The 3,642-nt window shown below is 43.2% G+C and carries 3 protein-coding genes and 1 riboswitch; of the genes, 1 reads left to right on the forward strand and 2 read right to left on the reverse strand.

Annotation, left to right across the window (positions count from 1 at the left end):
- Positions 1–43: 43 nt before the first annotated feature.
- On the reverse strand, positions 44–850 hold the full coding sequence (locus WBV27_RS07720; RefSeq protein WP_424200894.1) for a hypothetical protein: 807 nt from the start codon (positions 848–850) through the stop codon (positions 44–46).
- Between the two features lie 236 nt (positions 851–1,086).
- Positions 1,087–1,162, forward strand: a riboswitch (SMK box riboswitch).
- Here WBV27_RS07720 and metK point away from each other — a divergent pair.
- Entirely contained in the window at positions 1,160–2,356 is a 1,197-nt protein-coding gene (metK, locus tag WBV27_RS07725) for a methionine adenosyltransferase (protein WP_424200896.1), read from the forward strand. (Overlaps the previous riboswitch by 3 nt.)
- An 85-nt stretch (positions 2,357–2,441) precedes the next feature.
- Here the strand turns inward: metK and WBV27_RS07730 are convergent, their stop codons facing one another.
- Positions 2,442–3,425, reverse strand: a complete 984-nt coding sequence (locus WBV27_RS07730; protein WP_424200898.1) for a TIGR01212 family radical SAM protein — start codon at positions 3,423–3,425, stop codon at positions 2,442–2,444.
- Positions 3,426–3,642: the final 217 nt, after the last annotated feature.

Raw genomic sequence — 3,642 nt, forward strand, 5'->3', positions numbered from 1 at the left:
CAGCTGCACCAGTCGGATTGACCGGTGCAGCTGCCTGTTTCTGTTAGACCAAAAATAGTAAGGAATAGCCCAGTGTGAAAAGAAAACTGTAGTTGGCCAGATATTGTTCAATTCTGAGGGTGCCTTGAAATCTTCTTTTGAATAAAGGAAAGACCAGTAGGGTGGACAATCCGAATAAGCTGATGGCCCATAGCGAGCTGCTGAGATTGAATATTTGAAAGATTGCTGTCGCATAGCCAAGCAGGAAAGAAGTCATTTTCAAAGATTTTGAGTGTTTCATAAGCAGTTGTTGATAATAAGTCATTGGTCGATCGCTGCCCGCAGTATTCTTGACCTGAATCTGTATCAAACCAAAGATGTGGAATAGGATCAATGGAAGCAATTCGTATTGCAGCTGAAGTGGAATAAAGTTTGCCTGCGAAAAGAAGGATACAGATGAGAGAATCAGTATCTTAAAGAAAGGTCTCAGCAGTATCTCGTAAAAAGTATTTGACATACTGTACGGATAAAATTGTAAGATCGAGTAAACAAAATACAGCAAAAGAATGGCAGCCAGGATCAGGTTCGATAAAGAGAAAATGATGGTCAACGTTCCGATCGAAAGGATCCCGAAAAATAAAATCATTTTATAGGGGACTTTGGCGCCGGATTGTTCGCTCTTTGAAAGGAGCCGTTCGAGGGCATGGGTAAACAGTAGAAAAAGATAAAGCATGAAAAGCAGCAGATAGTTGGGTCCGTTGAATGTCATACCTCTCCATGCTCCGAAAAGAAGCAAAGTCAAAGGTGCTGTCAGCATCGCCAAAAAGGTGTGGTTCATCAAATGCAGGAATTGTTTCTTGATTGTCAGCATAATATCTTCCTTCTTCTTTAATGGGTGCAATAAGGGGAACATCACTTATATATTGCGCAAATTCATCATAGGTTAACGTCATTGCGATGTCAAGCCGCTGAAGAGTCAAAAGCGGTCCGTAAATTTTTGGATTCGTATTTATGTGGGCACGATCCGTGGCACAATGATGAAATTCTCTTATTTTTTGTTGCTTTTTCGGCGATGATAGCGTATATTAGGTATGTTGCTTTTCAGAGGCTAATTGCAATATCCCGATAGGATTCACAATATGTGAAGACGCCTTGTAACCAAAAAATGGGGGAATGAAAAATGGTAGAAAAAAGATTATTTACTTCAGAGTCAGTAACGGAAGGTCATCCGGATAAAATTGCTGATCAGATCAGCGATGCAATTTTGGATACATTGTTGGCTGCTGATCCAAATGCGCGTGTTGCTTGCGAAACGATTGTCACTACAGGACTGGTTGTTGTCTTTGGTGAGATCACGACAAGCGCATACGTAAACATCCAACAGATTGTCCGCGATACTGTAACTGAAATTGGTTATACACGTGGTAAATTTGGTTTTGATGCGGATAATTTAGCTGTGATGGTATCTTTGGATGAACAATCCGACGATATCGCAATCGGCGTCAACGAATCATTGGAACGTAGAGAGTCAGTGACTACTGATTACAATGAAATCGGGGCAGGGGACCAAGGTTTGATGTTCGGTTTTGCGATCAACGAAACGGAAGAACTGATGCCTTTACCTATTTCGCTTAGTCATAAGTTAGCGAAACGTCTGTCTGAAGTCCGTAAAGACGGTACTTTGGGATACTTAAGGCCGGACGGGAAAACGCAAGTTACCGTGGAATACGATGAGAACGGCAAACCTAAACGTGTGGACACAATCGTTTTGAGCACGCAACATGATGAGAATGTCACGTTGGAACAATTGAAAAAAGATATTTTGGAGCATGTCATCCATGCGGTCATCGACGACTCATTATTGGATGCTGACACTAAATACTTCATCAATCCAACAGGCCGCTTCGTTATCGGCGGACCTAAAGGTGATTCCGGTCTGACAGGAAGAAAGATTATCGTTGACACTTATGGTGGGTATGCGCGTCATGGTGGCGGTGCATTCTCAGGTAAGGATGCTACAAAAGTTGACCGTTCCGCAAGTTATGCGGCCCGTTACATCGCGAAGAACATTGTTGCCGCTGGGTTAGCGACAAAATGCGAAATCCAATTGGCGTATGCTATCGGTGTTGCTGAACCTGTATCGATTGCGATCGACACGTTTGGTACAAGCGAATATCCAGAGGCTACTTTGATAGAAGCGGTACGCAAAAACTTCAACTTGACACCAGCAGGCATCATCCAAATGTTGGATCTGCGTCGTCCTATCTTCAAAAAGACAGCAGCCTACGGACATTTTGGCCGTGAAGATGCTGATTTCACTTGGGAAAAGACGGATAAAACAGAAGCTTTGCTTTCATATGTCAAAGCTGGCAAATAACTTTAAGCACAAAACCACAAAATTAAAAAAGGAAAGCGACCGGTATATTTACCGGAGCGCTTTCCTTTTTTTCTGTTTCATAAATTTATGACTGAAGTCCACTTGGGACAACTTCACCCTTATTCCTGACATTTTGGATTCCTTGATAAGTATTGCGGCGTTCGAGTTCATGATCGATTGCGTTCAGCACTTCCCACTTTTTGAGGCTCCACATCGGGCCGACGAGGGTGTCCCGTGGAGCGTCACCGGTGATGCGGTGGATGATGATTTCTTGCGGAATGACTTCCAGCTGATCGCAGACGAGCTCAACATATTCGTCTTTTTCCAGCAACCTTAGCCTGCCTTGATGATAGTCCCTAAGCATTTTGGTGTTTTTCATCAAATGGAGCAAATGGATCTTGATGCCTTGAATATCCGAATCCAGGATGACGCGGTTGACGCTCTCCATCATCATGTCATGGGTTTCTCCCGGAAGCCCATTGATGAGATGGGTACATACCGGTATATTATGCGCACGCAGTTCTTCGACTGCTTTCAGGTAGGTATCATAAGAATGAGCGCGGTTGATGATTTTGCTCGTTTCCTCATGGATGGTCTGAAGTCCCAATTCCACCCATATATAATAGCGTTTGTTCAGTTCCGCCAAATATGCGATCGTTTCCGGTGGCAGGCAATCCGGACGTGTAGCGATCATGATGCCGACCACACCTTCTTCGTTGACGACCTGTTCATAGCGATGGCGCAGGATATCCACCGGTGCGTGCGTATTGGTGAAGTTCTGGAAGTAGGCGATGTAGCTTTTTACATTTGGCCATTTTTTGTGCATCATGTCGATGCCTTTGCGTAATTGGACAGGCAGCGGATCGATCCGGTCTTGGGCGAAATCGCCGGATCCGGAAACGGTGCAGAAGGTGCAACCGCCATGAGCTACTGTGCCATCGCGGTTGGGGCAATCAAAACCGCCGTCGATGGCGACTTTGAATATCTTTTCGCCAAAGTGTTGTTGCAGATGGTAATTCCATGTATGGTAACGTTTATTTGTGTCACTGTTTAAAAATTGATTTGTCAATACTTTCACCTCAATGACCATTTTATCATGATTTTTGTCCAGTCAGTAGACTATTTGACGGCTTGTGTTATATTTAAAGGTAAGCCAAAGATGGAAAGGGCTTACTTTTAAGTAATTGAAAGGATTGTTACAGAATTATTTCAATTGTTAAATATTAAATATGGTTATGAAAGCCATTCAAAAATTTGGGAAACAAACATATAATAGACATATTGGA

The organism is Trichococcus sp. (assembly GCF_049589555.1).
In the GTDB taxonomy this organism is placed as follows: Bacteria; Bacillota; Bacilli; order Lactobacillales; family Aerococcaceae; genus Trichococcus.

Bases quoted from the DNA above. Each gene is read 5' to 3' on its own strand.
- WBV27_RS07720 (WP_424200894.1), bottom strand. From the start codon at position 850: ATGCTGACAATCAAGAAACAATTCCTGCATTTGATGAACCACACCTTT.
- metK (WP_424200896.1), top strand. From the start codon at position 1,160: ATGGTAGAAAAAAGATTATTTACTTCAGAGTCAGTAACGGAAGGTCAT.